We start from the raw sequence: 26,798 nt of genomic DNA on the forward strand, positions 1-26,798 counted from the left end.
GGCGCCTTCACCCCACCAGACGTGTGAGTCAGGCCCGGGTTGCGGCCGACCGGGGAGAGATTTCCGACGGGCCGGGGAGCGGGGGTGCCGGGCACGTCGTGTCATGGGCCGGGAGATCGCCGTCGAACAGGTACTTCTCGACGAGGGAGTCCACGCACGGGTTGCCGTTCATGTACTGGCCGTGGTCGCCGCCCTCCACCGTCACCAGGCGCGAGCCGCGCAGCCCGCGGTGCGCGGCGAGCGCGCCCTCGTAGTACGTGGCGGGGTCGCGCAGCGAGTTGAGCATGAGGGTCGGCGGCAGCCCCTCGCCGGTGACGTTCACCTGCGGGGCCGTGGTCTTGGGCCAGTACGCGCAGGTGGCGGCGTAGGCCAGTTCGCGGGGGCCGACGAGCGGGTACTCACGGGCGTCCCGGGCGGAGCGCTCCACCCAGCGGCCGATGTCGTGGCTCCACTCGTTGTCGTTGCAGGTCACCGAGAAGAACTCGGCGGCGAACTCCTTGCTCTGGTACGAGTCGAAGACGTACGGCACGAGCGCGCGTTCGTCCGCGGTCGCGGTGTCCCAGTGCTCCAGCGCGGCCAGCGCCCGTGCCAGGGTAGGGAAGCCGGAGGCCTTGTAGGCCGCCTGGATCGTGCCGTTGTCCAGCTGGTTCGGCCCGATGACCGACGCCCCCACGGTCAGCGGCCGGTCGTGCAGTGCCCGGCGGCGCGCCTCCCAGTTCGCCCGCACCTCGGCGGCCGTACGCCCGTAGTGGTACACCGAGTCGTACTTCGCGAGCCACGGCAGGAAGTCCTGTTCGAACCGGCGCTGGAAGCTGCGCGGCTGGCCCGCCACCCACTGGTCCATCCCGGCGGTGAAGTCGATGTTGCTGTCCAGCACGGCGCGGCGCACGCGCTGCGGGAACACCGTCGCGTAGTACGCGCCGACCTTCGTGGCGTAGGAGCCCCCGTAGTACGAGATCTTCTCCGCCCCGAGCAGCGAGCGGTACAGGTCCATGTCCCGCACCGTCTGCTCGGTGGTCAGATACGGCAGCAGGCCGCCCGTGCGCCGCTGACAGTTCTCGGCCATCGCGCGCGACCGGTCCAGGACGCCCTGGATCGCGGCGGGCGAGCGGTCGCGGAGGTCGTGCGCGTAGAAGTCCTCGAACTCGGCGGGGGTCTGGCAGTGCGCCGGGGTGCTCCGACCGGCGCCGCGCTGGTCGAAGCTCACCACGTCGTACGCGGCGGCCACCCTCGGCGCGTCCTTCACGATGCCGGCCGGTCTGCCCAGCCCCGTGCCACCGGGTCCGCCGGCGGCCGTCATCAGCACCCCGCGTCGCTCCGCCGCCGGGCCGGTCGCCAGGTGCCGGGACACTTCCACGCTGATGTCCGGGCCGGTGCCGGGGCGGTGCCAGTCGCGCGGGGCCGCCATGGTCGCGCACTCCAGCGCCGGCCATTCGTCGCCGCAGGGGTGCCAGTTCAGCCGCTGGTGCGCGTAGCGGGCCGGTACGGGGGCAGGGCCGGTGCCGCTCGCTCGGGCTGCCGGTGCCGGAAGGACGGCGGCGATGGCGGCCAGGGCCACGGCCGAGGCGGCGGGCAGGGCCCGTCGCCGCATGCTTAACCTGAACATGGTTACTCCTGAAGAGGGTTGCGGATACGCCACCCATCTTCGGTGCGGCCATGGCCGCGGTCGATCATGCTGGTGCCACCTTTTCGGGTCGGCGGCGGTACGGCCCGCCCACGGCCCATGCCTGGTGCAGCGCGTCGGCGAAGGCCCCCGCGATGAGGTGCTCGCCGTGGGCGTTGGGGTGGGTGCCGTCGTAGGTGTCGCGGGTGAGGTCGTAGCCCGGTGGCGGGGAGGCCAGGAGCAGGGGGGAGGCGGGGGTGGAGAGGTCGGCGACGGTCTTGGCCAGGAGTTCGTTGAACCGCTCGCATTCGGCGGCGAACGGCGGGTCCGTCTGGGCGCGCGTGTTGGGGATGACGGGCAGGAGCACGGCGCGCAGCCGAGGATCGGCCGCGCGGGCCTCCGCGAGGAAGCGGCGGACGTTGGCCGCCGTCTGGTCGGCGTCCGTGTAGAAGCCGAGGTCGATCAGGCCGAGCGCCACCAGCAGCGTGTCGGCGCGGGCGGCCCGTACCGCGTCGCCGACGACCGGCGCCATGTGCAGCCAGCCCTCGCCCCACCCCGCGAGGTGCGCCCGCGCGGAGCGGGGGAAGGCGGGATCCGCGTACTCCTGGGAGACGGGGGCGTCGGCCGCCGCGTCGTACAGGCCGGTGCGCGGCCCGACGATCTCGTACGGCCCGTCGTACGCGGCCTCCAGGTGCTGCCACATCCGGTACCGCCACGTGATGTCGCCGGCGGCGCCGATGGTCTGCGAGTCGCCGACGAACATGATGCGCACGGTGGTGTTTTTCCTGGTCGGGGTGTGGGGCGGGGCGGGGCTTGGAGCACGCTGGGCGCGCCGCAGGCCCCCGGGCCGGGCCGGCGCCCGCGCCTCGAAGTATCCCGGACCCGCTCGCCGAGCCGGTACGTGACCTTGCCCACCTCGCGGCGGCGCGCGCACTGGGTGCGTACCGGCCGGCGGCTCACTCGGCAGGCAGCCGCAGCTCGTAGTGGATCGTCCGCTCCCGCTTGATCTTGTGAAGCAGTGGAACGCACACGCCGTGCAGGAACCGGTATTTGCGGGCGATCGCCTTCGCGGCGTGCTCGTTCTCCTCGCCGCCCTCGTCGAGGAGGCGTGCCCGCGCCGTGACCGCCGGGCCGGTCGGCCTGCCGCGGGCCGTGGACGGGGCGATGGTGACCTCGGGGTTGTTGCGCATCCGCTTGGCCTTCCACGCCGTACCGAACGTACGGACGTAGGCGCGCTCGCCGTCCACGGCGATGTTGACGGGGGTGCCGACGGGCGTTCCGTCGCGCTTGTAGGTGGTGAGCAGGACCGTGCGCTGCTTGACGAAGGAGGCCAAGCCGGGACTCACGGGAGGTGTCATGGCGTATGTCTGCGCACTCACGGGCGGTCCAACCATCCGCCGGTACGGAACCGTTCGCCTGTACGGGACCGGGGACCCGGCCCGTACGGAATCGGCGGCCCGGTCCGTACGGAACCGGCGGCCCTTGACGCGCGTACGGGCCCCCGGCGCGCCGCCGGAGGCCCGTACCCGTCACCCATGCCCGTAGGCGTATGCGTTACCGCTGTGCGCTCACAGTTTGCCGATCACGTAGTCGACGCACGCCGTCAGCGCCTCGACGTCCGCCGGGTCGATCGCCGGGAACATCGCGACCCGCAGCTGGTTGCGGCCCAGCTTGCGGTACGGCTCGGTGTCCACGATGCCGTTGGCGCGCAGCGCCTTGGCGACGGCCGCCGCGTCCACGGACTCGGCGAAGTCGATGGTGCCGATGACCTGCGAGCGCTTGGCCGGGTCGGTGACGAACGGCGTCGCGTGCTCCGACTGCTCCGCCCAGCCGTACAGCCGCGACGAGGAGTCGGCCGTCCGCTTCACGGCCCAGTCGAGGCCGCCCTGGCCGTTCAGCCAGTCCAGCTGGTCGGCGAGGAGGAAGAGGGTGGCGAGCGCCGGGGTGTTGTACGTCTGGTTCTTGAGGGAGTTGTCGATCGCCGTCGGCAGCGAGAAGAACTCCGGTACGTGCCGGCCGGACGCGTGCACGCGCGCCGCGCGCTCCAGGGCGGCGGGCGAGAACGCCGCCAGCCACAGGCCGCCGTCCGCGGCGAAGGACTTCTGCGGCGCGAAGTAGTACACGTCCGTCTCGGCGATGTCCACGGGCAGGCCGCCCGCGCCGGACGTCGCGTCCACCAGGACGAGGGAGCCCGCGTCGGCGCCCGCGACCCGCTTGATGGGCGCGGCGACGCCGGTCGACGTCTCGTTGTGGGTGAGGGCGTACACGTCCACGCCCGCCTCGGCGGCCGGCTCCGGATGGGTGCCGGGCTCCGAGCTGATCACGGTCGGCTCGGCCAGCCAGGGGGCGAGCTTCGCGGCCTTCGCGAACTTCGACGAGAACTCGCCGAACGTGAGGTGCTGCGACTTGTTCTCGATCAGCCCGTGGGTCGCGATGTCCCAGAAGGCGGTGGAGCCGCCGTTGCCCAGGACGACCTCGTACCCCTCGGGCAGGGAGAAGAGGTCGCGCACGCCGTCACGCACCTTGCCGACCAGGTTCTTGACCGGGGCCTGGCGGTGCGACGTGCCCATCAGTGAGGTTCCGGTGGCAGCAAGGGCGCTGAGCGCCTCCGTACGTACCTTGGACGGGCCAGCGCCGAAACGACCGTCGGCGGGCTTGATGTCAGCGGGAATCTGGATCTCGGCCACGGGCGAAGCGTAATCCGTCCGGGGGCGGGGGCGGGCGGGCGGTCCATCTCCCGAGACGGCTCCGAGACGGATTTGTCCTCCCGAGACGGCTCCGAGACGGATTCGTCCGGTGGGAGCCGTGCTCGTAGTGAGGACGCGGATCATTGGGAAGGCTGAGGACCATGACTTCTGCGGGTTCGAGGGATGCCATGGATGCGCGACACGGACAGGAAGCCGCTGCCCTTCAGCGGGAGCTGCGCGCCGCGGTGCGCAGCGACGTCTCCTTCGACGCGGCGAGCCGCGCCCTCGTGACCATGGACGCCTCGAACTACCGGCGGGTGCCGGTGGGCGTCGTCGCGCCGCGCGACGCCGACGACGTGGCCGCGGCGCTGGCCGTGTGCCGGGCCCACGGCGTGCCCGTCGTGCCGCGCGGCGGCGGCACCTCCATCGCCGGGCAGGCGACCGGCGTCGGCGTCGTCCTCGACTTCACCCGGCACATGCGCGAGATCGTTTCGCTCGATCCGGGGACGCGTACCGCCGTCGTGCAGCCCGGCGTGGTCCTGGACGACCTGCGGGCGGCGGCGGGCGCGCACGGGCTGACGTTCGGCCCGGACCCCTCCACGCACAGCCGCTGCACGCTCGGCGGCATGATCGGCAACAACTCCTGCGGCTCCCACTCGGTGGCCTGGGGCACCACCGCCGACAACGTCCACGAACTGGACGTACGCACCTACGGCGGCGAGCGGCTGCGGCTCGGCCAGGGCCTCGGCACGCTCCCGCCGCGCCTCCGCGACGGGCTGCGGGACCTGGTCGACGGCGACCTGGCCCGGCTGCGCACCGGCTTCCCCGAACTGCCGCGCCGCATCTCCGGCTACGCGCTCGACGAACTGCTGCCGGAGAAGCGCGCCGACGTCGCGCGCGCCTTCACGGGCTCCGAGGGCACCCTCGGCGTACTGACGGAGGCGACCGTCCGGCTGGTCGAGGCGCCGCGGGCGCGGGCCCTCGCGGTCCTCGGCTACCCCGACGAGAGCGCGGCGGCGGAGGCGGCGGCCGGGCTGCTGCCGTACGGGCCGCTGACCGTCGAGGGCATGGCCACGGACCTCGTACGGGACGCGGCGGGGCTGCCGGGCGGCGGGGCGTGGCTGTTCGTGGAGGTCGGCGGGGACTCGCCGGAGGCGGCGCGGGCGCACGCCGACACGCTCGTACGGGCCGCCGACGGCACCGTCGACCGCCTCGTCGTCACCGACCCCGCCGCGCAGCGCGCCCTGTGGCGCGTGCGCGAGGACGCCAGCGGCACGGCGACGCGGATGCCCGACGGGAGCGAGGCGTGGCCCGGCTGGGAGGACTGCGCGGTGCCGCCCGCGCGGCTCGGCGCGTACCTCCGCGACTTCCGCGCGCTGCTCGGCGAACACGGGCTGCGCGGCACCCCGTACGGGCACTTCGGCGACGGCTGCATCCACGTCCGTATCGACTTCGACCTGCTGAGCGCGGACGGCGTGCGGCGGTTCCGGGACTTCTCGGAGGCGCTGGGCGGGCTGGTCGTCGCGCACGGCGGCTCGCTCTCCGGCGAGCACGGCGACGGCATGGCGCGGGCCGAACTGCTGCCCAGGATGTACGGGCCCGAGATGGTCCGCCTCTTCGAACGGTTCAAGGACCTGTGGGACCCGGACGGCGGCATGAACCCGCAGGTCCTGGCCCGCCCGGCGCGCCTGGACGAGAACCTGCGCTTCGAGGTGCTGCCGAGGCGGCCGGTGGACGTGGAGTTCGGCTATCCGCAGGACGGCGCGGACTTCGGGGCGGCGGTCCGCAGGTGCGTCGGCGTGGCCAAGTGCCGTGACACGTCCAGCGGTTCGGGCGTGATGTGCCCGTCGTTCCGCGCGACGGGGGAGGAGCGGCACTCGACGCGGGGCCGGGCGAGGCTGCTGCACGAGATGCTGGCGGGGGAGGTCGTCACCGACGGGTGGCGGTCGGAGGAGGTACGGGACGCCCTCGATCTGTGCCTGTCCTGCAAGGGGTGCCGCAGCGACTGCCCGGTGGGCGTGGACATGGCCACGTACAAGGCGGAGTTCCTGCACCACCACTACGCGGGGCGGCCCCGCCCGGCCGCGCACTACGCGATGGGACGGCTGCCGCTGTGGCTGCGGGGGACGGCCGCGCTGCGACTGCCGGCGGCGGCCAACGCGGCGTCGGGGGTCCGCCCGCTGGCGGCCCTGGCCAAGAGAGTGGCCGGCATCGCTCCGGAACGTACGATTCCGAGCCTGGCGAGGGAGCCGTTCACGCGCTGGTGGCGGCGGCGCGGAGACCAGACGTCCGGTGTAGGCCGGACGGTGCTCCTGTTCCCGGACACTTTCACCAACTACCTGACGCCGTCGGTGGGCCGCTCGGCCGTCAAGGTCCTGGAGGCGGCGGGCCTGCGCGTCATCGTTCCGCCGCGCCCCGTCTGCTGCGGCCTCACCTGGGTGACCACCGGCCAACTCGACGGAGCGCGGAGCATCATGCGCCGCACCCTGCACACCCTGGCCCCCGCACTGGCCGCGGGCACCCCGGTCATCGGCCTCGAACCGAGCTGCACGGCCTCTCTCCGAACGGACCTCCCCGAACTCCTGGGCCCGGAAGACTCCCGCGCCGCCGCCCGCCTGGCGTCTTCGGTACGCACCTTCGCCGAGGCCCTGGAGGAATACGCCCCCGACTGGACCCCACCCCGCGTCAACCGCCCCGTCGTCGGCCAGACCCACTGCCACCAGCACGCGGTACTGGGCGACTCGGCGGATCGCCGATTGCGCGAACGAGCCGGCCTTACCGGCGAACTGAGCGGCGGCTGCTGCGGCCTCGCCGGCAACTTCGGCTTCGAACGCGGACACTTTGCTGTTTCTGCCGCTTGCGCGGAGGAGCAACTGCTGCCGTCGGTAAGGGACGCGCCGGAGGGGGCGGAAGTATTGGCGGACGGATTCTCGTGCCGGACGCAACTGGGGCAACTGGGGGGCGTGCGGGGGCGGCATTTGGCGGAGGTTCTGGGGGAGGGGGTGGGGGGTGGGGCGGGGTAGTCAGAGCCGCGCCCGCTGCCGTGAAACGGAGTGCCCGCGTCGCGTCGCCGGGTCGGGCGTGCATCTATCGACCGGCGGCCGTTTCTGTCCCGGGGAATGGACCATCGATGAGATGCGGAGTCCACAACCAGTGAGCGCTGCGCGCGGGCCTAGATGACGACGCAGTGCTGCCGCGTATGATTCACACGTGCTCGGGGGGGCATCGAGCGCCATGGCGTGGCAGCGACTTGTGTTCCATACGATGTTCGTGTTCTCGCCAGGCGGCTTGCCGCGCTCTCCTTGACCTCGGGATGGCTGCCCGTGGAACCGACTCGCCGTCGTGCCCCGCATCGGTCTCCAGGACAGCGGTCTTCGTCCCGACCGGAACGGCAAGCTGGGGTACAGAGGGAGGATCGGGCATGGATGCCCAGAGCGCGGCGCCTTGTCGGCATGAGGGGACTCCTCCGGAGCACGTCATCGACGCGGCGGCTCAGTTGATTCAGCGGCTCGGCAGTCAGACCGACGTACTGGCGGAACGCGGGTTGTCGAGCGATGAGTTCGTCGCCGCGCTGCCTGCTGCCATCGAGCGGGTCCGGGGCAGCAAGAGCGCCGACGTCTCGAAGCGCAAGGCTTTCCTTTCGGCGCTCCTCCAAGGGCTTGTGGACAAGGGGATCGTCAGTCGCCTCGAAGTGCCGAAGTACGGCGACGACACCGTATACCGCTTGACGATCGACGGTTTCGGTGATGTCGCGATCATTCAGAAGGGCTGCCCTGACGGCGCGCACAGCAGCGTCAACTGGTCCGCGCCTGAATGGGCTCGCGAGACGTACCTGTGGTGGCTGTGCGACAGCATGAAGTACCACCCCGGCGAGAACGTGTCCAAGGGGGTGAACCGCCTCCGTAAGCGCTTCTTCGGAGATCCCCCCGACACAGTCGACGGCGTAATTTTCCACAACGAGCTGTGCGGGGGCGTACAGCGCCGTTGCCCGAAGATGGAGCACTCCGTGGATTTGGGCGGAATCGTCGTCCCACCGCCGTGCGTGTACATCATGCCGGATCGCGACGACGGCACGACGGAGTGGAATTGGAACGGCAACACTCGGCGCTACTTTCCGGAGCTCCTGCTCAGTGCGTTCGGGATCTCTACGAGTCAGGTTTCATCGTTCATCGGCCATGTGGGGTTCCAGCGGAGCGGACGCAACACGCGCACTGTGATCACCTCGCGTTTCGGCCCCGGACAAGTCACTACGTACAGGAACTGATGCATGAGCATTCAGATTGTCGACCCCGACCGCAGCAGATTCCTCGCCGCGCGCACGAAGATCGGAAGCAGCCCGGTCCAGGCGTGGCCGCGGACGGACAAGATCCTTCCCCTCGTCGAGCTGGAGACCGAGTGGGTTCGCTTCTCCACCCTGAACCACCGCACCAAAGCGGAGCAGTTGCGGGAGATGAAGAAGAGGGGTCGGGACGATCTGTTCACGGCGGACCCCCTGGGCGACGAGGCTCAGGAAGCGCAGTTCGCCATTCTGTCCGGCCAGCAGAATTTCGATGACCTCAAGCGAAACTTGCTGGACAGCGGTCAGCGAGAGCCTGCAATCGTCACGGCGGAGGGTGTGCTGATCAACGGCAATCGACGCACCGCTGCACTTCGCTCGAACCTGCGTGAGGGCCACCGCTCATGCGCATACGTGCGGTGTCATGTGCTGCCGCCGGATGCCACGGCCGAGGAAATCCTTTTCCTCGAGGCGGAGCTCCAGGTGGCCAACGACTTCAGGGAGGACTACTCGTGGATCAACGAGGCCCTGATGATCGAGGAGCTGTACGAGCTGTCGGAAAGGAGCTGGGACCGCGTCGCCGGCCAGATGCACCGCCAGGTCAGCGACGTACGGGTCCAGCATGAGAAGCTGCTCCTGGTGCATCAGCTGGTGGATCAGTCGCAGGGGACGAGGCTTCACGTCGACTTCGCCGACAACGAGTCCGCCTTCGAGGAACTGGCCAAGCACATTCGAAACAAGAATGCCTTGGAAGCCGAAGGAATAAAGAACGTCTACTTCGCGGGCGTTCTCTCGGGGGTCAATTACCGTCAGTTGCGGCATTTGCGATGCGACGACGCGGCGGCGCTCGTGGACAAGGAGCTGACGAGCGAACCGGCGCTCGAAGGGGTCCTCGAGGTGGCACGCGGTACGCGAAGCCTCGCTGAGACGGCCGATGCGTTGAGCGACTTTCTTGAAGACGAGGCGTCGGAATCGCCGCTGGAGAATCTCCTCAGCTTCGTCGCGACCCAGCGCCGCGAGGCCAGCATCGATCTGCCGGACGGCGGCAGGGTCGCCATGGAGCATGTGATCGGCAGCCTGTCGAACGCCGTGGCCTCTGCGGCGCACGAGGCCGACGAGCGGAGCCGCGAGCAGGACGCCGAACAAGCCCCCTTCAAGAGGGCGGAGAAGGCAGCCGCCGAACTGGGGCGCATTCCTGGCCTGCTGCCGAAAGCCCGGGCCCAGGAGGGCTGGGACGAGGAAGCCTTCCAGGACCAGATCCGTCGACTCGAGAAGACCCTCGCGGAGATCCGGGAGATGTGGTGATCTCCGCGGAGCTGGAGCGGCGGGAGCGGCCGGTCGTAGTCCTGCGCAGAGAGGCGGAGGCGAGCGCCGGGGCGTGGGCGCAGCTGCAAGAGGTTCTCTCGCGAGGCATCGTCGGCGGCGCCCACGATGTGATCGAGACGCGCGTCGACGTCTTCCTCGCCGAGCTGGAGACTGTAGCCGTCGTGCGCAAGCGCTTCCGGCAGCCCTTCCGCTTCGGGGAGGCGCTCACGCTGCAGCTCCGTACGCTGACCGAGGACCGTCACAGGCTGCAGGACGTGCTGCAGGGCACGCCGGGCGTCGAGGACGGCGATCTGACGGGCGAGCTCACAGCCGCCGGTTTTCGCCGGTCGCTCAGACCGTTCCAGCTGGAGAACCTCGCCAGGCTGCTGCGCCTGCCCCATGGAGCCGACTTCTCGGTGCCAGGCGCCGGCAAGACGACGGTGGCGTTGGCAGGTTTCGCACTCGGACGGGCGCGCGGGCAGGTCGAGCAGTTGTTGGTGATCGCTCCGATCGCGGCGTTCCAGGCTTGGAAAGAGGATGCCGCCGCCTGTCTGAGCCCCGCGCCGACACTGGCTGTTCACGCAGGGGCGCGGACGCTCATCCGAGACGATCTGGAAATCCTGCTGACCAACTACAACCGTGTGGCCGCCGACTACGACCGCATCCGCGAGTACATCGGCCGGCGGCCCACACAGGTGGTGCTCGACGAGGCGCACCGGATCAAGAAGGGCGAGCAGGGAGTGCACGGCCGCGCCGTGCTCGATCTCGCCTACGCCGCCCGGCGTCGTGACGTCCTGACGGGTACTCCTGCGCCCCAGGGAGCGTACGACCTGGTGGCTCCCCTTCGTTTTCTGTACCCGGGGCAGGACCACAAGATCCTGCCCCGTGGCGCGTACTCGGAACGCGACGGGCGCGATCCTCTGGTAGTGGCACAGACCAGCCAGGCGATCGGTCGTTGCTTCGTCAGGACGCCCAAATCGCGCTTGGAATTGCCGCCCACCGAGTTCGAGGTCGTCGCCGAGCCCATGGGGCAGATCCAGAAGGCCGTATACGAGGCGCTGGAGGGCAGGTACCGGGGAGAGTTCGCGCTCGGGACGAACGACCGGCGGCGCTTCAGCCGTATCGGCCGGATCATGATGTATCTGCTCGAAGCCGCCACGAACCCCTCATTGCTGATCACCGGATCCGACGAGTACGACCAGGCCGAATTCGCCCACCCGCCGCTCGAACTGCGCGGCGATGAACCGCTCGGCCACCTCCTGCAGCAGTACGCCGAGTACGAGGTGCCGTGGAAGTACCGCAGGATCCAGCAGATCGTGCGGGAGGCCGCGGCTCGCAACGAGAAGGTGCTGATCTGGTCGACGTTCGTCAGGAACCTGAAACTTCTCGGAGACCTCCTCAAGGAGTATCGGCCTGCGATCGTCCACGGCGGGGTTCCTCCGCAGGACGGGGCGTCTTCTGGCGCGCTCACCCGCGATGCCGAGTTCGACCGGTTCCGCAACGACGTCGACTGCACGGTCCTCCTGGCGAACCCGGCAGCCTGCGGCGAGGGCGTCAGCCTGCACCACTGGTGCCATCACGCCGTATATCTGGACCGTACTTTCAACGCGGGCCACTACCTCCAGAGTCAGGACCGCATTCACCGTCTAGGCCTGGACGGAGACGTGGTCACACGCTTTACGCTGTTGCTCAGCCGGGACAGCATCGACGAGACGGTGGAGGGTCGGCTCCGCGAAAAGATCATCGTGCTGTCCAGGCTCATGAACGATCACGGTCTCGTCGCGGCCGCCCTGCCCGAGCCCGACGTGAACGAAGCGGTCTCGCCCGTACTGGGCGACGATGCGACGGCGCTGATCGATTCGGTGATGCGCCGCCGATGACGCTGCTGCCCAGCCATGGCATGGCCTTCGGCTCCCTGCTGCTCGTCCGTACCGCCGCCCTGGCGCCCCGGGCGGACGTGGAGCACTGGGTACGGGCCGCCCGGGCGCAGGGTTCCTACCTGGCACATGCACTGGATCTGCGCGCGACCGCGCGCTCCCTCATCGCTGCCGGCCTCGTCGACGCGCGGGGCGGGATACGGCTCGGGCGACGTCTGAGCCGTCTCGCCGCGCTCGGCGACGGCGGTGGGCTGAGAGACGCGGCACGTGTTCTGCTGTCCGCCGCTCCACCGCAATGGATCCCCCTCGCCGCCGGTTCCGGCCGGGTGGTGCGGGATTACATTCCGGACGCCGACCTTAAGGCGTTGCGGTGGTTGGAGCCGGATCTGGACGCCATCCTCCTGAGCACGGGGACTCATCTGATGCAGGCGAGACAGGAGATGGTGCGGCAGCGTCTGGGCGAGGCGGCCGAGGCGGTCGTCCTGTCGGCTCTGCGTCGAGAAGATCGCCACGCGGTCCAGGTTTCGCGTATCTCGGATGCGTACGGTTATGACGTCGAAGTGCGGGGGCCGCACATCGACCGCATCGAGGTGAAGGGCGCCGGCCCGGCCACGAGAGGGAGCTTCCATCTCACCCGGAACGAGTTCGAGACGGGGCTTCGTCACCCCCGGAGCTGGCGGCTGGTGCAAGTGGTCTTCGAGGGCTCCGCATTCGTGGCCGACGTTCTCGATCGCACACATGTCGCCGAGGTGCTCGAACTCGCGCCCGGCGCCGTTCGCGACATCGTTCCTCGCGACACGCCGCAGTTCACTTGGGAGCAGAGCGCTCTGCTGACGGCGCCCGAGCAGACGTGGCTCCCCACAGGGATGGCGCCGGGGGAGGACTTCAGCGCGCCGGGCTTTCGCGGCCCGGCGGCCGAGAGCACGGAACGCGCTCGCTGAGACGATCTGCTTCGTTCGGGCGCGAGGGCGAAGCTCACTCGTGTCAGGCGCCCGGTTTCGGCGCACTGTCCGGGGCCGCGCGTCGAGCTTCGGTCACGGCCGCCTCCACGCGGGCCGCGGCCTGGACAGGATCCTCGTGCTCCCAGATGCGTACGACCGCCCAGCCCGCCTCCTCGAGCCTCTGGTCGGTGTCTGCGTCACGCGTCCGGTTGCGTTCGACCTTTGCCGCCCAGTAGTCACCGTTGCGGACGGCGACGGTGTGATGCACCGGACAGCCATGCCAGAAGCATCCATCAAGGAACACAGCGACCTTTGCGCGAGTGAATACAAGATCGGCCGTGCGGCGCAATTCCTTGATCGGGCGATGGGCGACGCGGTATCGCATGCCACGGCTGTGCACGGCGCGCCTCAGCGCCAGCTCCGGACCGGTGTCCCGGCTCCGGTTGGCGCGCATGCTGGCTCTCGACCCTTCCGAAGAGGCCCACGATGCCGCGGGCGGCTTCTCGTTTCCTTGCTTCCCAACCATGTTCTCCCGGCTCGCGTCATCGGCGGATCCGGCGTTCTCAGCCATGGGCACACCGTAGACGTGGTCCGAGGCCTCTGTCTCCGGACGTATCCCTCCGCTGTCGGTCCTCTCCCGTAACATCTGGCGCGTGACTGCAACTCTGGCTTCCGATTCCGAGACCGCCGACGCTTCCGACGTACCCGCTGGTACGGCGCGATTCGAGGTGGCCGAGTTCTTCGCCGGGATCGGGCTGGCCCGGATGGGTCTGGAGCAGGCAGGGGTCGGTTTCCACGTCACCTGGGCCAACGACCTCGACCCTCAGAAACAGGAGATGTACTCGGGGCATTTCCAGGATGACGAAGACCACTATGTGCTGAGGGACGTCCGAAAGATCGCCGGCGATATCGCGGGCGACTCGGCTCCTGGGCGCGTGCAGCTGGCCTGGGCCTCTTTTCCCTGCACGGATCTGTCCCTGGCGGGCGGCCGTTCCGGGCTGGTCGGCGAGCACTCGAGCACCTTCTGGGACTTCATCAAGGTCGTCGAGGCGATGGGCAAACGCGACGGGGCTGTGCCCCCGGTGATTGCGCTCGAAAACGTGAACGGCTTCGCCACCAGTCATAAGGGGGCTGACATGAAAGCCGCCGTCGAACGCTTGAACGAACTCGGCTACTGGGTGGATATCGTGACGCTGGACGCACGCCGCTTCGTGCCCCAGTCCAGGCCGCGCCTATTCGTGATCGCCGGTACCGCGGAGAACGTGCCCTTCGACGAGCGTCGCGATACTCAGCTTCGTCCGTCCTGGCTGGACGGCGTCCTCGACGATGAGGCTCTCAATACTCACCGCACCCTCCTGCGGGCGGAGCCGCCCGCTATGCGAAGCACTGGCTGGACGTCTCTTGTGGACGCGGACGACGATCAGTACGTGGAGTGGTGGGACAAGACTCGCGTGGACAAGTTCTCCGCCCAGCTCTCGGACATCAACCGTCTCCGCGTCGAGGAGCTGAGCCGCGAGCCAGAGGTCTCTTACCGCACCGCGTACCGCCGTACCCGCAATGGCGTTCCGGCCTGGGAGATTCGCCAAGACGACGTGGCCGGCTGCCTGCGCACTGCCCGCGGCGGCTCTTCCAAGCAGGCCGTGGTGCGCATGCAGAAGGGGGAGCCGTTGCGCGTGCGCTGGATGACCGCGCGCGAGTACGCCAAGCTCATGGGCGCCGGACAGTACAAGCTCCCCGTCAAGCGCAATCAGGCGATCATGGGCTTCGGTGACGCCGTCTGCGTGGATGCCGTCTCCTGGCTGGCGAAGCACTACCTTCAGCCGTTGCTCGCCGGCACGCTCGCCGACGGTCAGGTCCCCGACCCACGGCGTTCAGACGCACAGTGACCGTGTCGTACCCGGCCTTCGGACCGGGCCGGTCTCAGGGCCCGCGTTTCCGCTGAAGTTCTCTCGTACCACGTTGCCTCAACCGTCCCAGTACGCCAGGAGTAACACATGGTCGCCCCGCAGCCCGAAGCCGTCACGACCGCGGTCAAGGGCACAGCCGAAGTGCTCATTGGCGCCCTGGCGGTTTGGTACGAGGATCAACGCGACTCCAAGGGCACCGTGAACGCCAACGTCATGTGCGCCGGCCTGTACGTGACGGAGTTCTTCGCCCAGTGTTACCCCCTCGAACCTGGCGACTTCCTGACACGCTCCCAGGTGAAGACGGCCAGCGGCAGGCAGGCGAGAGTGTTGCTCGCCCAGCACGGCGAGACCCGCCAGTTCACCAGCGAAGGCGGCCGCACCTCACGGGCGACGGCGGACCATGCCCGAGCTATCGCGCAGCTTCTCAACGAGGGGGGCGAGAGCGCGAACGTGGCCAGCTATTCGATGATGGAGCGCGCCGCCCTGGCTTCGCTGCTTCAAGCGTGGTTCGTGGAACGCATACAGGAGGACTACTTCGGCCGCCAACGCATCGAGGCCGAGATCGACCCGGACAGTCCGGTGCGTACGGTGATCGCTGCGCTCATCGAGGCCGGCCGCCAGCGCGGCGGCAACACGGCCGGCGCCATCGCCCAGCACCTCGTGGGAGCCAAGTTGAAGATCCGCTTCCCCGACGAGGACGTCAACGTCGAGAGCTACACCACTGCTGACGTGCAGACCGGACGGGCAGGTGACTACCAGATCGGCGACACGGCCATTCACGTCACCATGTCCCCCGGCGAGAGCGTTTTCACGAACCGCTGTGCCCATAACCTCCGCCACGGCTATCGACCCCGGGTCCTCGTCCCCGACAATCGCGTCGTAGGCGCTACGCAGATCGCGCAGGATCTCGGTATGGCCCACAAGATCGCTATCCAGTCCATTGAGGATTTCGTCGGCACCAACATCGAGGAAATAGCCGGCTTCGGCAAGGCTGCTGTCCGCGACGGCCTGCGCGAACTCCTCAACGAGTACAACGCTCGTATCGACCAGGCTGAAGCCGACAAGTCCCTGAAGATCCAGATCCCTATGAACCTCTGAGCAGCCTCGGCATCTGTGCACCGGCGACGATTGCGCTCCGCCCGTCTCTTGCGGCAGAGGCCCGCCACGAGCGGCGCCACTGTCGCGACGGCTGCGTCGGGGACCGCCTGCCACCGGCGTCGCGGGGATCAGCCGCCTTCACAGCAGAAGCTCAGTTCCCGGCCGTCTCGCCCCGTGACACCTCGCGGGCCAGCGATACCAGGGCTGGGATCGCAGGGTGCCCCGGACCTTCGCGCCAGGCCAGCGAGACCGGCAGCCCGGGAGCATCCGGCAGTGGTACGTATGCCACATCCGGGTGCTGGTGCATCACCGCGGTGGCCGAGGTGGTCACGCCTACTGCTCGGCGGGCGGAGATGGCGGCGAGCCAGTCGTCGTTGTTGGCGACTGTGACCGTGGCGGTGGGGCGGCGCGCCGGGGGCCAGAGGTCGAGGGTGGTGCTGCCTGCGACGGTGTTGAGGGCTACTGGGTGGTCGGCGAGGTCCGCGAGGGTGAGTTCGGGGTGGGTGGCCAGGGGGTCGGCGGTGGGGACGGCGGCCAGGCGGGGTTCGGTGAGGATGACCTCTGTGATCAGGCCGGGGGCCTGAATCTCGCCCCGTAGCAGGGCGACGTCCACGGCGCCGTGCGCCAGGCCGGCCGTACGGTCGTCGATGCGCAGGAATTCGAGCGGCGTCTCCGGGTGGGCGCGGGCCCAGGCGAGGAGCAGGGGTGTCGTGTACGCGCCGAACGCCGACCAGGCGTGGCCGAGCCGCAGCGGCCACGGGCGCAGCCGGCCGACGTCGACCGCGTCGTCGAAGGCGGCGACGGCCGCCGCGGCCTTGGCGCGGAAGGCGTGGCCGGCCTCGGTGAGTTCGAGGTGGTGGGTGGAGCGGTCCACGAGCCGGGTGCCCAGTTCGGTCTCCAGCCGGCGCAGGGTGCGCGAGACGGCGGGCTGGGTGAGGTGCAGGCCGGCTGCGGCACGGGTGACGCTGCCGGTCTCGGCGATGGCGAGGAAGCACCGGAGGTGACGCAGCTCGATGGTCATGTCCACGGAGCATAAGGGCAGGGAAAGAGGCATTTCACGCAGCGCCGGGTGATACCTAGCGTGGGGTGCATGAATCGTGCACGTGTCGACGCCCGTACCTCTGACGCCCCCGCGGCGCCCCTGTCCGAGCCGTCCGGGGCGGCGGCGCCTGCCGCTCCCGGCGGCGGGCGGCTCACCTCGGTGGCGCTGGTGATCGGCGGGGTGGTGTCGTTGCAGTTCGGCGCGGCCGTGGCGGTGCTGCTCTTCCCGCGCGCGGGCGCGCTCGGCGTGGTGACGCTGCGGCTGGTGCTGGCCGCCGTCGTGCTGCTGGCCGTCTGCCGGCCCCGGCTGCGCGGCCACGCCCGCGCCGACTGGCTGCTGGTGTGCGTCTTCGGCGCGGCCCTGGCGGGCATGAACACCCTCTTCTACCAGGCCATCGACCGGATTCCGCTGGGCGCGGCCGTGACGCTGGAGGTGCTCGGACCGCTGGTGCTGTCGGTGGCGGCCTCGCGGCGGCTGGTGAGCCTGGTGTGGGCGGGGCTGGCGCTGGGCGGGGTGTTCCTGCTGGGGCGCAGCGGCTTCGACTCGCTGGACCCGGCGGGCGCGGGGTTCGCGCTGGCGGCGGGGGTGCTGTGGGCCTCGTACATCCTGCTGTCCGCCCGTACCGGGCAGCGCTTCCCGAAGGCGGACGGGCTGGCGCTGGCGATGAGCGTCGCGGCGGTGCTGAGCATTCCGCTGGGCGTCGCGAGCAAGGGGGCCGCGCTGCTGGACCCGGCGACGATCGGGCTGGGCGCGGCGGTGGCGCTGATGTCGTCCGTACTGCCGTACACGCTGGAACTGCTGGCCCTGCGCAGGCTGCCCGCGTCGGGGTTCGCGGTGCTGATGAGCCTGGAGCCGGCGGCGGGCGCGGCGGCCGGGTTTCTGCTGCTGTCGCAGTCCCTGTCGGTGGCCGAGGGGGTGGCCATTCTGCTGGTGGTGGTGGCCAGCGTGGGGGCTGTTCGTACGTCTTCGGGGAGGGGTGGCGGTGGCAGTGGCGGCGATGCCGGTGGCGGTGGCAGCGATGGCAGCGGTGGTGGTGGCGAGTCGGTGCCGGTCGTGGGCGGCGAGGGGCGGATGGTGCTGCCGGTGGGGGAGTGACGCTGGGGTTTGTGCGTGGTGGGCCCTCGGTGGTGTCGGGGCGGTGCCTGGGCGGGCCTCTCCGGCCGGGTCACGCGGCAGGCCGTCCGGCGGCGGCCGGGGGCTGCGGGGAAGGCTCGCCGCGCCGGGCGGCGGGAGGCGTGGTGGTGAGGTGCAGCGCCGGCAGGCCGCGGCGACGGATCAGGAACTCGGCTATGACGATGTTGGGCAGCCACGCCAGGAAGGGCAGGGGCGCGTACGCCTGTTCCAAGATGGCCTCTGCCGCGTCCGGGCCGTGCACGAAGGGTACTTGGATGAAAATCAGCAACCCGAACCAGAGCCGCAGGGTGACGGCCGCGTAGGTGAGCGCGAAGTTGCGGATCATCCAGGCTTGGTGGCTCCGGATGTCGCGTTCACGGATGGCGCGGTAGGCGCGCCATGCCGTCCATCCCCATAACACCGCCAGTGAGCCGAAGCCGAAGAAGCCCAGCAGGCCCACCGAGTTGAACATCGACATGACGAGGGCGGAGACCGCGCCGAGCGCGACAGTGGCCAGGTACGCGCGTCCGATGCCGCGGTGTACCCGTATGCGGCGCTTGCGCAGGCGCTTGGAGAACTGCCACGGGCCCAGCGCCAGCGCGAGCCCGGCGGTCACGATGTGCACGTAGAAGGCGATGCGGATCGGCAGGGCCCGGGAGGCGTAGGCGTCCGAGAGCCCGACGTGCTGGTGCGCCAGGGAGTCGAGCGTGCCCTGGGCGTACTGGCCGGTGAAGTAGCCGGCGACCGCCAGCGAGGAGAGGGCCACCCAGACCCAGCTCCACTGCGCGCGCCTCAGCCGGGAAAACGCTTTGGGGGAAGGTTCTTTGGGGGGAGCGGAGGGTGCGGAAGGTGCGGTGGAAGTCATCCGAACTCCATGCGGTTTCACGGTGCCCCAATGTGAATACCTTCAACGTAACAAGGGATGTTAGAGGCAGTAACATAAAACCGGCCACAGTTGTCCGAGCCGCTCGCGGCGTTCCGGTGTGTCAGGTGCGGCCAGTCAGGTGTGGCCGGTCAGGTGCGGCCAGTGAGGAGAAGAGGAGAAGCAGTCGGTGACACGGGCGACCTACCACCACGGCGCACTTCGGCAGGCGCTGATCGAGGGGGCGCGGGAGATCCTCGCCGAACGAGGGCACGAGCAGTTCAGCCTGAACGAGGTCGCCCGCCGGGCCGGCGTGAGCACGGCCGCCCCCTACCGCCACTTCAGCGGCAAGGACGAGTTGCTGGCGGCAGTGGCCGAGCAGGGCTACGCCACACTGCTCGACAGCCTCAGGAGGGCGGCGGCGGACGCGGCCGGGGCGCGCGAGCGGCTGCTCCGTCTGGCCGGGGCGTACGTGCGCTTCGCGCAGGACCACCCCGACCTGTTCATCACGATGTTCCGCAGCCATCCGGGCGCCGACCCGATCGGCCACGAATCGTTCGAGGTGCTCCTGAGCGCGGTCGCCGACGCCCAGCGGGCCGGGCTCATTCCCGCGAAGCCCGCACCGGAACTGATGGCCAGATCGCTGTGGGCCACGGTGCACGGCCTCGCGGTGCTCAGCCTGCGCCGACCCCACCGGCGGTTCGCCATGGACGAGCCGGCGGAAGACCTCGCCGCCGGAACCTTGGTCGCGATCTTCGGGCTGTAGTCGGGGGTTGGGACGTGCGTCGGGAATCAGGGCGTGCGTCGGGGGCTGGGGCATGCGTCGAGGGTCGGGGCGTGCGTCGGGGGTTGGGGCGTGCGTCAGGGCGTACGTCGGGGTTGGGGCGTGCGTTGGGGGTCGGTGGCGGCGGCTCTGGCGGGCTTTGGCCGGCTCCGGCCGGCTTTGGTGGCCCCGGCGGGCGTACGGGCATGCCTTCCGGGTGCGTACGGGCGTGCCTTCCGGCGGCTTGCCTGTGGCGGCGGGCGGGGGTCGGAGGGCTGCGCGGCGGGGCCGCGCGGCCCTTTGTCTTCCTGTGTGCTCGCCATGATTAATGCAATCACGCTTGATTGTTTCGCCGTGCGCTGCCACGCTCGGATTGCGCTGCCACGCTTGGAGCGCCCCAACGCGCCGTGTCTGTACGGGCGTAGCGGGACGCGCCGGCGCGCGGCAGCACGTGGCGCGACGAGGCGGTCGGAGTCGGTGGCTCAGTTACTCGGTGAGGGGAGCGCGGCGTGGCCGGTCCAGCGGAGGTAGCGGACATTCTCGGCGATCTATGGGCTGAGGGCGAGGAACTGGACGGCCTGGTGGCCCGTATCGCCCCGGAGCGGTGGGCGGCGCCGACGCCCGCGCCGGGCTGGACGATCGCCCACCAGATCGCGCATCTCGCGTGGACGGACGACTGCGCCCTGCGGTCCACCGAGGGGGCCGAAGCCTTCCAGCCGCTCCTCGACAAGGGGCTCGCCGCGCCCGACACCTTCGTCGACGAGGGCGCCGCGCTGGGCGCCGCCCTGCCGCCCCCCGAACTGCTCGCCCGCTGGCGGGCGGGGCGCGAGCGGGTGGGCCGGGTGCTCGCCGGGCAGCCCGAGGGGGTCCGGCTCCCGTGGTACGGGCCGCCGATGAGCGTCGCCTCGATGGCGACGGGCCGGCTGATGGAGACCTGGGCGCACGGCCAGGACGTCGCGGACGCGCTGGGTGTGACGCGCGAGCCCACGGCCCGGCTGCGGCACGTGGCGCGCATCGGCGCGCGGGCCCGGAACTACGCCTACGCCGTACGCGGACTCACCCCGCCCGCCGAGGAGTTCAGGGTGGAGCTGACGGCGCCGGACGGGGACGTGTGGTCGTACGGGCCTCCGGACGCGGCCCAGCGGGTGACCGGGCCCGCGCTGGACTTCTGCCTGCTGGTCACGCAGCGGGCGCACCGTTCGGAGGTGGCGGTGACGGCCGAAGGCCCGGACGCCGACCACTGGTTGGACATCGCCCAGGCCTTCGCGGGGCCGGCGGGGGCGGGGCGCGAGCCGGGTGGCTCACGCCGTGCATTTAGTGAACCGGGCGGGGCCGGGCAACCGCCCGTCGAACCGGGCGGGACAGTGCGGCCACCCGCCGGACCGGGCGGGGCCGGGCAACCACCCGTCGAACCGGGCGGGCCAGGGCACCCGCCCGCCGGACCGGGCGGGCCAGGGCACCCGCCCGCCGGACCGGGCGGGACAGTGCGGCCACCCGCCGGACCGGGCGGGACAGGGCAACCACCCGCCGGACCGGGCGGGCCCGGGCACCCGCCCGCCGAACCGGGCCGCGAGTCGCGCGGGTCGGACCAGTGACGGGGCGGCAGGCGCCGCCGGACGCGTACGGGCCGGGTGGCGGGCGCCCCGGTGACCCCCGCGCCCCGCGTGACACGCCCGCTCGTACGGCCGGCCCCAGCCCCGCCCTCGCTTCAGCCCCCACCCCCGCTTCAGCCCCCACCCCCACCCCCGCCCTCGGCGGAGCCGACGGCATCCTGCGCATCGGCAACGCCTCCGGCTTCTACGGGGACCGCTTCGACGCCCTGCGCGAGATGCTCACCGGCGGTGAGCTGCACGTCCTGACCGGCGACTACCTCGCCGAGCTGACGATGCTGATCCTCGGCCGGGATCGGCTCAAGGACCCGGCGCGCGGTTACGCAAAAACGTATCTCCGGCAGCTGGAGGAAGGGCTCGGGCTCGCCGCCGAACGCGGCGTCAAGCTCGTCGCCAACGCGGGCGGCCTCAACCCCGCCGGACTCGCCGAGGCCGTACGCGAGCTGGCCGAGCGCGTCGGCGTGCCGGTGCGCGTCGCGCACGTCGAGGGGGACGATCTGCTCGGCGCGCGCACCTGGCCGGACGGGGTGCTCACCGCCAACGCCTACCTCGGCGGCGCCGGCATCGCCGCGTGCCTGCGGGCCGGCGCGGACGTCGTCGTCACCGGCCGCGTCACCGACGCGGCCCTCGTCACCGGGCCCGCCGCCGCCCGGTTCGGCTGGGCCCCCGACGACCACGACCGCCTCGCGGGGGCTGTCGTCGTGGGCCACGTGCTGGAGTGCGGCACCCAGGCGACCGGCGGCAACTACTCCTTCTTCGGCGAGCTCTTCGGCGAGGCATCCGGCGAGGCATTCGGCCGGAACGGGCTGCGCCGCCCCGGCTTCCCCCTCGCCGAACTGCACGCCGACGGCTCCGCCGTCATCACCAAGCACCCCGGCACCGGCGGCGCCGTCACCATCGGCACCGTCACCGAACAGCTCCTCTACGAGACCGCCGGCCCCCGCTACCTCGGCCCGGACGTGACCGCCCGACTCGACACCGTACGGCTCACCCAGGAGGGGCCCGACCGGGTCCGTATCGACGGCGTGCGCGGCGAGCCGCCGCCCGCGACCCTCAAGGTCGGGCTGACCCGCCTCGGCGGCTGGCGCAACGAAGTCGTCTTCGTTCTCACCGGCCTCGACATCGATGCCAAGGCCCGCCTCGTGCAGAGGCAGTTGGAGGCCGCCCTCGACGCCTCGAAGCGGCGGCCCGCCGAGGTGCGCTGGACCCTCGCCCGTACGGACCGCGCCGACGCGCCCGTACAGGAGGAGGCGAGTGCGCTGCTGCGGCTGGTCGTACGCGACGAGGACCAGGAGGCCGTCGGGCGCGCCGTCAGCGGGGCCGCCGTCGAGCTGGCCCTCGCCAGTTACCCCGGATTTCATGTGACTGCCCCGCCGGGGAAGGGCGAACCGTACGGCGTCTTCGAGGCCGCCTATACGGACGCGGCCGGCGTTCCCCATGTCGCTGTACTGCCGGACGGGGGGCGGGTGGATGTGGGCGCCGCGTCCCAGGGGCGGCCGGCGCCGGAGCCGGACCCGGGCCCGGACGCGGAGCTCGACCCGGGCCCGGACCGTACGATCCCGGCTTCGATCCCGGCCCCGCTCCCCTCCGGCCCCCGCCGCCGCGCCCCCCTCGGCCTCGTCGCCGGCGCCCGCAGCGGCGACAAGGGCGGCTCCGCCAACGTCGGGGTGTGGGTCCGTACCGACCTCGCCTGGCGGTGGCTCGCCCACGAGTTGACCGTCGAGCGGTTCTGCGAACTCCTGCCGGAGGCAGCGGAGTTGGATGTCACTCGGCACGTACTTCCCAATCTCCGCGCCCTCAACTTCGTCGTCGACGGGCTCCTCGGCCTCGGCGTCGCCTACCGCGCGCGCTTCGACCCCCAGGCCAAGGCCCTCGGGGAGTGGCTGCGCTCCCGTCACCTGGACATTCCGGAGGTGCTGCTGTGACCGTGCTCGCATCCGGGCTCGACCTGTCCGGCCCCGAAGCGGCCGACTACGCCGATTACGCCGCGAACCGCGAGGCCATGCTGGAGAAGCTCGCCGCCGTCACCGCCGAGCACGCCAAGGCGATCGGCGGAGGCGGCGAGAAGTACGTCGCCCGCCACCGGGGGCGCGGCAAGCTCCTCGCCCGCGAGCGGATCGAACTCCTCCTCGACCCCGACACGCCCTTCCTCGAACTCTCCCCGCTCGCCGCCTGGGGCAGCGACTACGCCGTCGGCGCCGCCCTCGTCACCGGCATCGGCGTCATCGAGGGCGTCGAGTGCCTCATCACCGCCAACGACCCGACCGTGCGCGGCGGCGCCAGCAACCCCTGGACCCTGCGCAAGGCCCTGCGCGCCAACGAGATCGCCTACGCCAACCGGCTCCCCGTCGTCAGCCTCGTCGAGTCCGGCGGCGCCGATCTCCCCAGCCAGAAGGAGATCTTCATCCCCGGCGGCGCCCTCTTCAAGGACCTCACCCGGCTGTCCGCCGCCGGCATCCCCACCGTCGCCGTCGTCTTCGGCAACTCCACCGCCGGCGGCGCGTACGTACCCGGCATGTCCGATCACGTGATCATGGTCAAGGAGCGGGCGAAGGTCTTCCTCGGCGGTCCGCCGCTGGTCAAGATGGCCACCGGCGAGGAGAGCGACGACGAGGCGCTCGGCGGCGCCGACATGCACGCCCGCACCTCCGGGCTCGCCGACTACTTCGCCCTCGACGAGCCCGACGCCATTCGCCTTGCCAGGCGGGTCGTCTGCCGGTTCAACTGGCGTAAGACGCATGCCGATCCCGGGTCGTACGTCGAGCCGCCCCAGTACTCCGAGGACGAGCTCCTCGGTATCGTTCCCGGTGATCTGCGCGTCCCCTTCGATCCGCGCGAAGTGATCGCCCGGATCGTCGACGGCTCCGACTTCGACGAGTTCAAGCCGCTGTACGGGCCCAGCCTCGCCACCGGGTGGGCCGCCCTTCACGGCTATCCCGTCGGCATCCTCGCCAACGCCCAGGGCGTTCTCTTCAGCCAGGAGTCCCAGAAGGCCGCCCAGTTCATCCAGCTCGCCAACCAGCGCGACATCCCGCTGATCTTCCTGCACAACACCACCGGCTACATGGTCGGGCGCGAGTACGAGCAGGGCGGCATCATCAAGCACGGCGCGATGATGATCAACGCGGTCTCCAACTCCACGGTGCCGCACCTGAGCGTCCTCATCGGCGCCTCCTACGGGGCCGGGCACTACGGCATGTGCGGGCGCGCCTACGATCCGCGCTTCCTCTTCGCCTGGCCCAGCGCCAAGTCGGCCGTCATGGGGCCGCAGCAGCTCGCCGGGGTGCTGTCGATCGTCGCCCGCGCGTCCGCCGCCGCCAAGGGGCAGCCCTACGACGACGAGGCCGATGCCGGGCTGCGGGCCATGGTGGAGCAGCAGATCGAGTCCGAGTCGCTGCCGATGTTCCTCTCCGGGCGGCTCTACGACGACGGCGTCATCGATCCGCGCGACACGCGCACCGTGCTCGGGCTGTGTCTGTCCGCCGTCCACACCGCGCCTGTCGAGGGGGCGCGTGGTGGGTTCGGCGTCTTCCGGATGTGAGGCATCAGTGATCAACGCTCTTCTTGTCGCCAACCGTGGTGAGATTGCCTGCCGTATCTTCCGTACCTGCCGTGAGCTGGGCATCTCCACCGTCGCCGTGCACTCCGACGCGGACGCCGGCGCCCCGCACGTACGCGACGCCGACGCCGCCGTGCGGCTGCCGGGGGACGCGCCCGCCGATACGTATCTGCGCGGTGACCTCATCGTGAAGGCCGCGCTCGCCGCCGGGGCCGATGCCGTGCATCCCGGCTACGGGTTTCTCTCCGAGAACGCCGCCTTCGCGCGGGCGGTCGCCGATGCCGGGCTGGTGTGGGTCGGGCCGTCGCCCGCGGCGATGTCGGCCATGGCCTCCAAGACGCGGGCCAAGGACATCATGCGGGCGGCCGGGGTGCCGCTGCTTGAGCCCGTCCTGCCGGAGGCGGTCGGCGAGCGGGACCTGCCGTTGCTGGTCAAGGCCGCTTCCGGTGGGGGCGGGCGGGGGATGCGGGTGGTCCGTGAACTCGGTGACGTGGACGCCGCGTTGGCCTCCGCGCGTGCCGAGGCCGCCGCCGCCTTCGGGGACGGCGAGGTCTTTCTGGAGCCTTACGTCGAGGGCGGGCGCCACGTCGAGGTGCAGGTGCTGGCCGACGCTCACGGCGCTGTCTGGGCGCTCGGCACTCGCGACTGCTCCCTTCAGCGGCGGCACCAGAAGGTCATCGAGGAGGCTCCGGCGCCGGGGCTGGCGCCCGAGGTGCGGGAGGCGCTGCACGTTGCGGCCGTGGAGGCGGCGCGGGCGATCGGGTACGAGGGCGCCGGCACGGTGGAGTTCCTCGTCTCCGGGGACGGGCGCGCGTACTTCCTGGAGATGAACACCCGGCTCCAGGTGGAGCATCCGGTGACGGAGTGCGTGTACGGGCTGGACCTGGTGGCGTGGCAGGTGCGGGTGGCGGAGGGGTCGCCGCTGCCGAGTGGCCTGCCGCCGGCTCCGGTGGGGCATGCGGTGGAGGCCCGATTGTACGCGGAGGATCCGGGGCGGGGGTGGACGCCGCAGACTGGGGTGTTGCATCGGCTCTCCGTGCCGGGTGTGGGGGGTCCTGCGGGGGAGCGGAGCGTCGGGGAGGGGAGCGTCGGGGTGCGGCGCCGGGCTCTCCGGGGCGGGGGTCCGGGACCGTATATTTACGGGCCGCTCACCCGGAACTCAGAAGGAACCCGGAACTCCGGCCCACAAATACACGGCAGCGTCCCGGACCCCCGCCCCTGCGAACCCGTCGCCTCCCGCGCGTACCCGGCTGACGGCCGGACCGGGCTGCGCGTCGACTCGGGCGTCGCCGACGGGGATCTCATCGGCGTCCACTACGACCCCATGCTCGCCAAGGTCATCGCCTGGGCGCCGAGCCGGGGGGAGGCGGTGCGGCTGCTCGCCCGTGGGCTTGAGCGGGCCCTGGTCCACGGGCCGGTGACGAATCGGGATTTGCTGGTCCGGTCGCTTCGGCATCCTGACTTCGTCGCCGCGCGGTTGGATACCGGTTTCTACGAACGGAACCTGGCGGAGCTGACGGCCGAACCGTCGGATGGCGGGGATATACGTGTCGCGGCTCTTGCCGCCGCCCTCGCCGATTCCTGTGGGCGCTCTCGGTTCGGCGGGTGGCGGAACGTGCCCTCCGCCCCCCAGCGCAAGTCCTATCGGACGGAGCCCGGGGGCGAAGAATGCGAGGTTCGCTATCGGCTTGGGCGGGACGGGTTGTCAGCCGATGGGTTTCCGGGGGTGCGGTTGCTCGCCCTCGCGGCAGACGGGGTTCTTCTCGAAGTCGGTGGCGTGGAGAAGGTCTTCGCTGTTGCTGTATACGGCGATCGTGTCTACGTGGATTCTTCGGACGGGGCTTCTGCCTTTACCGTTCTGCCGCGCTTTCCGGACCCCGCCGCCCGTACCGAGCCCGGCTCCCTGCTCGCCCCCATGCCCGGCACCGTCATCCGCCTCGCCGACGGGCTCGCCGTCGGCGACCGGGTGGCCGCCGGGCAGCCGCTGCTGTGGCTTGAGGCCATGAAGATGGAGCACCGGGTGGCCGCCCCCGCCGACGGGGTGCTCGCCGAGCTTCATGCTGTGCCCGGTCGGCAGGTTGAGTTGGGGACGCTTCTTGCTGTTGTCGCCGATTCGCCTGCGTGAGACGGCTCCTGATGGGTTGTCAGGTGGGTC

At 70.9% G+C, this 26,798-nt stretch carries 19 protein-coding genes and 1 pseudogene; 13 read left to right on the forward strand and 7 right to left on the reverse strand.

Features of this window, described 5'->3' with window-relative positions; all coding sequences use genetic code 11:
• Positions 1 to 28: 28 nt before the first annotated feature.
• The 4 genes from AB0I49_RS09695 to serC form a co-directional block, all read right to left on the reverse strand.
• Complete coding sequence (locus AB0I49_RS09695) at positions 29 to 1,606, reverse strand: alpha/beta hydrolase (RefSeq protein WP_363226289.1); 1,578 nt, start codon at positions 1,604 to 1,606, stop codon at positions 29 to 31.
• A 64-nt stretch (positions 1,607 to 1,670) separates the two neighbouring features.
• Positions 1,671 to 2,375 carry a GDSL-type esterase/lipase family protein gene (locus tag AB0I49_RS09700; RefSeq protein ID WP_363226290.1) on the reverse strand — a complete coding sequence of 235 codons (705 nt, stop codon included), beginning with the start codon at positions 2,373 to 2,375 and terminating at the stop codon, positions 1,671 to 1,673.
• Between the two features lie 184 nt (positions 2,376 to 2,559).
• The gene (locus AB0I49_RS09705) at positions 2,560 to 2,961 is read right to left on the reverse strand and encodes a PPOX class F420-dependent oxidoreductase (RefSeq protein WP_363226291.1); all 402 of its coding nucleotides are present in this window, start codon (positions 2,959 to 2,961) and stop codon (positions 2,560 to 2,562) included.
• Positions 2,962 to 3,171: 210 nt separating this feature from the next.
• Positions 3,172 to 4,290, reverse strand: coding sequence for a phosphoserine transaminase (gene serC, locus AB0I49_RS09710; protein ID WP_363226292.1), 1,119 nt, complete (start codon positions 4,288 to 4,290; stop codon positions 3,172 to 3,174).
• A gap of 188 nt (positions 4,291 to 4,478) precedes the next feature.
• Here serC and AB0I49_RS09715 point away from each other — a divergent pair, with 188 nt between their 5' ends.
• The 5 genes from AB0I49_RS09715 (at position 4,479) to AB0I49_RS09735 (ending at position 12,689) form a co-directional block, all read left to right on the forward strand.
• The gene (locus tag AB0I49_RS09715; RefSeq protein ID WP_363226293.1) at positions 4,479 to 7,313 is read left to right on the forward strand and encodes an FAD-binding and (Fe-S)-binding domain-containing protein; all 2,835 of its coding nucleotides are present in this window, start codon (positions 4,479 to 4,481) and stop codon (positions 7,311 to 7,313) included.
• A gap of 398 nt (positions 7,314 to 7,711) precedes the next feature.
• Positions 7,712 to 8,554 carry a hypothetical protein gene (locus AB0I49_RS09720; RefSeq protein ID WP_363226294.1) on the forward strand — a complete coding sequence of 281 codons (843 nt, stop codon included), beginning with the start codon at positions 7,712 to 7,714 and terminating at the stop codon, positions 8,552 to 8,554.
• 3 nt (positions 8,555 to 8,557) lie between these two features.
• Entirely contained in the window at positions 8,558 to 9,871 is a 1,314-nt protein-coding gene (locus tag AB0I49_RS09725; protein ID WP_363226295.1) for a hypothetical protein, read from the forward strand.
• Positions 9,868 to 11,751 (forward strand): DEAD/DEAH box helicase, encoded by a 1,884-nt coding sequence (locus tag AB0I49_RS09730; protein WP_363226296.1) that lies wholly within the window; start codon positions 9,868 to 9,870, stop codon positions 11,749 to 11,751. Before AB0I49_RS09725 ends, AB0I49_RS09730 begins: the two co-directional genes overlap by 4 nt.
• A complete protein-coding gene (locus AB0I49_RS09735; RefSeq protein WP_363226297.1) occupies positions 11,748 to 12,689 on the forward strand; it encodes a DUF3883 domain-containing protein in 942 nt (313 codons plus the stop codon). Before AB0I49_RS09730 ends, AB0I49_RS09735 begins: the two co-directional genes overlap by 4 nt.
• A 43-nt stretch (positions 12,690 to 12,732) precedes the next feature.
• On the opposite strand, the gene AB0I49_RS09740 is transcribed toward AB0I49_RS09735, so the two are convergent.
• Positions 12,733 to 13,260 (reverse strand): very short patch repair endonuclease, encoded by a 528-nt coding sequence (locus tag AB0I49_RS09740; protein ID WP_363226298.1) that lies wholly within the window; start codon positions 13,258 to 13,260, stop codon positions 12,733 to 12,735.
• Positions 13,261 to 13,342: 82 nt separating this feature from the next.
• Here AB0I49_RS09740 and AB0I49_RS09745 point away from each other — a divergent pair, with 82 nt between their 5' ends.
• Both AB0I49_RS09745 and AB0I49_RS09750 read left to right on the forward strand, forming a co-directional pair.
• A complete protein-coding gene (locus tag AB0I49_RS09745; RefSeq protein ID WP_363226299.1) occupies positions 13,343 to 14,575 on the forward strand; it encodes a DNA cytosine methyltransferase in 1,233 nt (410 codons plus the stop codon).
• A gap of 108 nt (positions 14,576 to 14,683) precedes the next feature.
• Positions 14,684 to 15,694 (forward strand): DUF4928 family protein, encoded by a 1,011-nt coding sequence (locus AB0I49_RS09750; protein WP_363226300.1) that lies wholly within the window; start codon positions 14,684 to 14,686, stop codon positions 15,692 to 15,694.
• A 151-nt stretch (positions 15,695 to 15,845) separates the two neighbouring features.
• Here AB0I49_RS09750 and AB0I49_RS09755 read toward each other — a convergent pair whose 3' ends face one another.
• Entirely contained in the window at positions 15,846 to 16,715 is an 870-nt protein-coding gene (locus AB0I49_RS09755) for a LysR family transcriptional regulator (RefSeq protein WP_363226301.1), read from the reverse strand.
• A gap of 69 nt (positions 16,716 to 16,784) precedes the next feature.
• On the opposite strand from AB0I49_RS09755, the gene AB0I49_RS09760 reads away from it, so the two are divergent.
• The gene (locus AB0I49_RS09760) at positions 16,785 to 17,831 is read left to right on the forward strand and encodes an EamA family transporter (protein WP_363226302.1); all 1,047 of its coding nucleotides are present in this window, start codon (positions 16,785 to 16,787) and stop codon (positions 17,829 to 17,831) included.
• 70 nt (positions 17,832 to 17,901) lie between these two features.
• Here AB0I49_RS09760 and AB0I49_RS09765 read toward each other — a convergent pair whose 3' ends face one another.
• The gene (locus tag AB0I49_RS09765; RefSeq protein ID WP_363226303.1) at positions 17,902 to 18,615 is read right to left on the reverse strand and encodes a DUF2306 domain-containing protein; all 714 of its coding nucleotides are present in this window, start codon (positions 18,613 to 18,615) and stop codon (positions 17,902 to 17,904) included.
• Between the two features lie 286 nt (positions 18,616 to 18,901).
• On the opposite strand from AB0I49_RS09765, the gene AB0I49_RS09770 reads away from it, so the two are divergent.
• The 5 genes and pseudogenes from AB0I49_RS09770 (at position 18,902) to AB0I49_RS09790 (ending at position 26,768) form a co-directional block, all read left to right on the forward strand.
• Positions 18,902 to 19,477 carry a TetR/AcrR family transcriptional regulator gene (locus AB0I49_RS09770; RefSeq protein ID WP_363226304.1) on the forward strand — a complete coding sequence of 192 codons (576 nt, stop codon included), beginning with the start codon at positions 18,902 to 18,904 and terminating at the stop codon, positions 19,475 to 19,477.
• A gap of 506 nt (positions 19,478 to 19,983) precedes the next feature.
• Positions 19,984 to 20,772: pseudogene (locus AB0I49_RS09775) on the forward strand (TIGR03084 family metal-binding protein); the annotation flags it as partial.
• A gap of 470 nt (positions 20,773 to 21,242) precedes the next feature.
• Positions 21,243 to 23,009, forward strand: coding sequence for an acyclic terpene utilization AtuA family protein (locus AB0I49_RS09780; protein ID WP_363226409.1), 1,767 nt, complete (start codon positions 21,243 to 21,245; stop codon positions 23,007 to 23,009).
• A complete protein-coding gene (locus AB0I49_RS09785) occupies positions 23,006 to 24,625 on the forward strand; it encodes a carboxyl transferase domain-containing protein (protein ID WP_363226305.1) in 1,620 nt (539 codons plus the stop codon). The genes AB0I49_RS09780 and AB0I49_RS09785 overlap by 4 nt, the downstream gene beginning before the upstream one ends.
• A gap of 7 nt (positions 24,626 to 24,632) precedes the next feature.
• Positions 24,633 to 26,768 carry a biotin carboxylase N-terminal domain-containing protein gene (locus AB0I49_RS09790; protein WP_363226306.1) on the forward strand — a complete coding sequence of 712 codons (2,136 nt, stop codon included), beginning with the start codon at positions 24,633 to 24,635 and terminating at the stop codon, positions 26,766 to 26,768.
• Positions 26,769 to 26,798: the final 30 nt, after the last annotated feature.

The organism is Streptomyces sp. NPDC050617 (assembly GCF_040654795.1).
Taxonomy (GTDB): Bacteria; Actinomycetota; Actinomycetes; order Streptomycetales; family Streptomycetaceae; genus Streptomyces.

Excerpts from the sequence above, each read along its gene's own strand:
- AB0I49_RS09695 (WP_363226289.1), bottom strand. The coding sequence starts at position 1,606 with ATGTTCAGGTTAAGCATGCGGCGACGGGCCCTGCCCGCCGCCTCGGCC.
- AB0I49_RS09705 (WP_363226291.1), bottom strand. The coding sequence starts at position 2,961 with ATGACACCTCCCGTGAGTCCCGGCTTGGCCTCCTTCGTCAAGCAGCGC.
- AB0I49_RS09715 (WP_363226293.1), top strand. The coding sequence starts at position 4,479 with ATGGATGCGCGACACGGACAGGAAGCCGCTGCCCTTCAGCGGGAGCTG.
- AB0I49_RS09720 (WP_363226294.1), top strand. The coding sequence starts at position 7,712 with ATGGATGCCCAGAGCGCGGCGCCTTGTCGGCATGAGGGGACTCCTCCG.
- AB0I49_RS09725 (WP_363226295.1), top strand. The coding sequence starts at position 8,558 with ATGAGCATTCAGATTGTCGACCCCGACCGCAGCAGATTCCTCGCCGCG.
- AB0I49_RS09735 (WP_363226297.1), top strand. The coding sequence starts at position 11,748 with ATGACGCTGCTGCCCAGCCATGGCATGGCCTTCGGCTCCCTGCTGCTC.
- AB0I49_RS09740 (WP_363226298.1), bottom strand. The coding sequence starts at position 13,260 with ATGGCTGAGAACGCCGGATCCGCCGATGACGCGAGCCGGGAGAACATG.
- AB0I49_RS09750 (WP_363226300.1), top strand. The coding sequence starts at position 14,684 with ATGGTCGCCCCGCAGCCCGAAGCCGTCACGACCGCGGTCAAGGGCACA.
- AB0I49_RS09755 (WP_363226301.1), bottom strand. The coding sequence starts at position 16,715 with ATGACCATCGAGCTGCGTCACCTCCGGTGCTTCCTCGCCATCGCCGAG.
- AB0I49_RS09760 (WP_363226302.1), top strand. The coding sequence starts at position 16,785 with ATGAATCGTGCACGTGTCGACGCCCGTACCTCTGACGCCCCCGCGGCG.